Annotated in this window: 3 protein-coding genes and 1 pseudogene; 3 read left to right on the forward strand and 1 reads right to left on the reverse strand. The window is 75.1% G+C overall.

What is annotated here, in order from left to right; translation table 11 throughout:
• Together AB0K92_RS33455 and AB0K92_RS33460 are read left to right on the forward strand one after the other, a co-directional pair.
• Positions 1–92, forward strand: a pseudogene (locus AB0K92_RS33455) (E3 binding domain-containing protein); the annotation flags it as partial.
• A gap of 410 nt (positions 93–502) precedes the next feature.
• A complete protein-coding gene (locus AB0K92_RS33460) occupies positions 503–1,876 on the forward strand; it encodes an FAD-linked oxidase C-terminal domain-containing protein (protein ID WP_365929037.1) in 1,374 nt (457 codons plus the stop codon).
• An 11-nt stretch (positions 1,877–1,887) separates the two neighbouring features.
• On the opposite strand, the gene AB0K92_RS33465 is transcribed toward AB0K92_RS33460, so the two are convergent.
• Positions 1,888–2,298 (reverse strand): SsgA family sporulation/cell division regulator, encoded by a 411-nt coding sequence (locus AB0K92_RS33465; RefSeq protein ID WP_365929038.1) that lies wholly within the window; start codon positions 2,296–2,298, stop codon positions 1,888–1,890.
• A gap of 254 nt (positions 2,299–2,552) precedes the next feature.
• Here AB0K92_RS33465 and AB0K92_RS33470 point away from each other — a divergent pair.
• On the forward strand, positions 2,553–3,847 hold a 1,295-nt coding region (locus AB0K92_RS33470), incomplete at its 3' end, for a DUF2510 domain-containing protein (RefSeq protein WP_365929039.1).

Raw genomic sequence — 3,847 nt, forward strand, 5'->3', positions numbered from 1 at the left:
GCGACCGCCTCCTCGGGGACGGCCCCGTACCCGTGATCTCCCCGCTCGTGCGCCGGCTCGCCCGCGAGAACGGGCTGGACCTGCGGGAGCTGACCCGAGCACGCCGGCCGACACCCCCGTCGCGATCCGGATCCGCCGGCGCCGCCGCCCGCCGGACACGTCCTCCTCGGTACCCTCCCGCACCGCCACGCCGCCCCGCGCCGCCACGCCGTCCTGCGTCCCCACGCCGTTGTGGCTCTCGGTGTCGTCCTTCGCTGCCACGCCGTTGTGGCTCTCCGTGTCGCCCTGCGCTGCCACGCCGTCCTGGCTTCCCGCGCCGTCCTGGCTCTCCACGCCGCCCTGCGCCGCCACGCCGCCCTGGGCCTTCACACCGTCCTGGCTCTCCGCGCCGTCCTGGGTCTTCATGCCGCTCACTGTGCGTCAATACGACGAGCACATTCGGTCAGCCGAAGGGTGCCGCGACGGGGTTCACACCGATGGCCCCCGGTGCGACGCTGTGATCATGAGCCCTAGCCCTCTCGTCGACCGGCTGCTCGCTCGACTGCCGGCCGAGGCCGTCCACACCGACGCCGACATCACCGCCTCCTACGCCCACGACATGGCGAGCTTCTGCCCGGCCGGCACCCCCGCCGTGGTGGTGCTGCCGCGCACCGTCGAAGAGGTCCAGCACGTCATGCGCACCGCGACCGAGCTGCGCGTCCCGGTCGTCCCGCAGGGCGCCCGCACCGGCCTGTCCGGCGGGGCCAACGCCACCGACGGCTGCATCGTGCTGTCCCTGACCAAGATGGACCGGATCATCGAGATCGACCCGGTCGACCGGGTCGCCGTCGTCGAACCCGGCGTCGTCAACGCCGCCCTCTCCCGCGCGGTCGGCGAACACGGGCTGTCCTACCCGCCCGACCCCTCCAGCTGGGAGATGTGCACGATCGGCGGCAACATCGGCACTGCCGCCGGCGGACTGTGCTGTGTGAAGTACGGGGTGACGGCCGAGTACGTGCTCGGCCTGGACGTCGTCCTCGCCGACGGACGGCTCATGTCCACCGGCCGCCGCACCGCCAAGGGCGTCGCCGGATACGACCTGACCCGGCTGTTCGTCGGCTCCGAGGGCTCGCTCGGCATCGTCGTCCGCGCGACCGTCGCCCTCAAACCCGAGCCGCCGCGGCAGCTCGTGCTCGCCGCCGAGTTCGCCTCGGCGGCGGCCGCCTGTGACGCCGTGTGCCGGATCATGGCCGCCGGGCACGTCCCGTCACTCCTCGAACTCATGGACCGTACGACGGTCAAGGCCGTCAACGACCTGGCGCACATGGGACTGCCGGAGACCACCGAGGCGCTGCTCCTCGTCGCCTTCGACACCCCCGACCCGGCCGCCGACCTCGCCGCCGTCGGCGCGCTGTGCGAGGCCGCCGGCGCCACCCAGGTGGTGCCCGCCGACGACACCGCCGAGTCGGACCTGTTGCTCCAGGCGCGCCGGATGTCACTCCCCGCGCTGGAGGCCGTCAAGGGCACCACGATGATCGACGACGTGTGCGTGCCCCGCACCCGGCTCGGCGACCTGCTGGCCGGGGTCGAGCGCATCGCCGAGAAGTACGGGCTGACCATCGGGGTCTGCGCGCACGCGGGCGACGGCAACACCCACCCGACCGTGTGCTTCGACGCCCGCGACCCGGACGAGTCCCGGCGCGCCCGCGAGTCCTTCGACGAGATCATGGCCCTCGGCCTCGCGCTCGGCGGCACCATCACCGGCGAACACGGCGTCGGCGTGCTGAAGAAGGAGTGGCTGGCCCGGGAACTCGGGCCCGTGGGCCTGGAGATGCAGCGGGCCGTCAAGCAGGTGTTCGACCCGCTGGGCATCCTCAATCCGGGCAAGCTCTTCTGACCCTCCCGCGTTCACTGGGCGAGCAACCGGTCGAGCCCGTCGTCGAGGCCCAGCTGCTCGCCCTCCGTGCCCGGCGGCACCACCCGCAGCGTCCGCTCCAGCCACGCCGACACCGGTGCCGCCGGAGCCTCCAGCAGCGCCTCCCCGTCCGGGGAACTCAGCGCCATCAGCACCACACCGCGCCCCTCCGTCTTCGTCGGCCACACCCGCACGTCACCCTCCCCGCACGGCCGGAACACCCCCTCGACCAGCAGCTCCCGGGCGAACGTCCAGCCCACCGGGCACTGTGAGTCGATGTGGAAGGCGATGTGCACGGCGTACGGGTCGTCGGTGCGGTAACTCAGCCGGGCGGGCACGGCGACGGCGCGCTCGGGGGACAGGACGAGACGCAGCTCCAGTTCGCGCTCCACGACGGTGTACATGACGGTCTTCCTCTCTGTCGTACGGGTCCGGCAGTGGGCCCGTACGAGGGGAGAGCGGGCCGGCACTCGGTCATTACGCGGGTTCATGGAACTTTTTTCCCGCGCGGCGGGCACGCCGGATGCGCCGGTGGCGCCGGGGTAGCACAACCGTGCTCGAAAGGGGTGGGTACGGCGGGACTGACGCTCAGGGTTGCGCCCGTCTGATAGATGTGGAGGCCCCCATTACACCCCCGAGCAGATACGGGACGACGGACATGAGCGCCCCAACCCCGGCCCCAGGTGACGACCGGCCCCGCGAAGGGTATTACCCGGACCCCTCCATCCCCGGATACGTCCGGTACTGGAACGGTGCCGCGTGGGTACCGGGCACCAGCCGTCCGGCCCCGGCCGACGGCGAACCGCTCGCCCCGCCGCCCGGGGTCGGCCCGGCGCAGCCCTCCACGGCCTCGACGGCCTCGATCGAGGAGACCGGTCCGCACTTTTTCGACGAGGACCCGGTCGACGACCCCGCGTCCTCCTGGGGTGCCGACCGCTCCCACCAGTCCGGCTTCGGCGGCGACCAGGACCGCCGCGTCGCCTGGGGCGCGCCCGGGAGCACCGATCCGCGGGCGTCCGCCGAGGCTTCGTCCGGCCCCGACACGCCGTCACCCGGCAACACGTTCGTGTTCCGCCGCCCGACGCAGGGGGGCGGGGGAGCGGAGGGCGGCCCGGCGGCCGCCGGTTCGACGCCGGGCGCGGACGGCGCCGCCGGTTTCGGGGCGGGCCAGGGTGCCGTGGCCGGCGCCGCCGGCTCCGGTGCGGGCTTCGGCCCGGTCATGGGGCCCGGAGCAGCGGGCCGGGGCCGGGACGAGGGCACCATGACCTTCCGCGCGGTCGGCCCGCGCGCCACCGCTTCCGGTACGACGTCGAACCCCGCGACCCCGGGCGCCCCCGGCACAACCGGCACATCGGCAGCCAGCGGCGGGCCGGGTGCTTTGGGCGGGCAGGGTGGTCCGGTCGGGCAGGGCGTCGTGGGCGGTTCCGGCGGGCCGGGTGCTCCGGGAGCGCCGGGCGTCACGGGCGGTTCTGGTACGGCGGGCACCCCGGGCACTCCGGGCGCCCCTGGCGCGCCCGGTGTTGCGGGCGCGTCGGGTACGGCGGGTGTACAGGGCGCGCAGGCCCTCACGGGCGGGCCCGGCGGACCGGGCACTCCGGGCTCCCCGAACGCCACCGGCACGCCCGGTGCCTCCGACGCGCACGGAGTCTCCGCGGCACCCGGCACCCCCGGCGTCACCGGCTCACCCGGCGCCTCGGGAACCGGCGCACCGCGCACTCCGGGCGCGCCCGGCACCTCCGATGCCTCGGGAGCACCCGGCACCACGGGCACTCCCGGCACCCCCGGCACCACGGGCACTCCCGGCACCCCCGGCGCACCGGGCGCCCCGGGCGCACCGGGTACCCCCGCCTCACCCGCCACCCCCGGCCCCGCCGGCCCCGGCTTCGCCGCCGGCAAGGCGGCGGCTGCCCGCGCCGCCGCCGCGCAGGCGGCCCAGGCGGCCCAGGCGGCATC

This window comes from Streptomyces sp. NPDC052687 (assembly GCF_040678395.1).
Classification (GTDB): domain Bacteria; phylum Actinomycetota; class Actinomycetes; order Streptomycetales; family Streptomycetaceae; genus Streptomyces.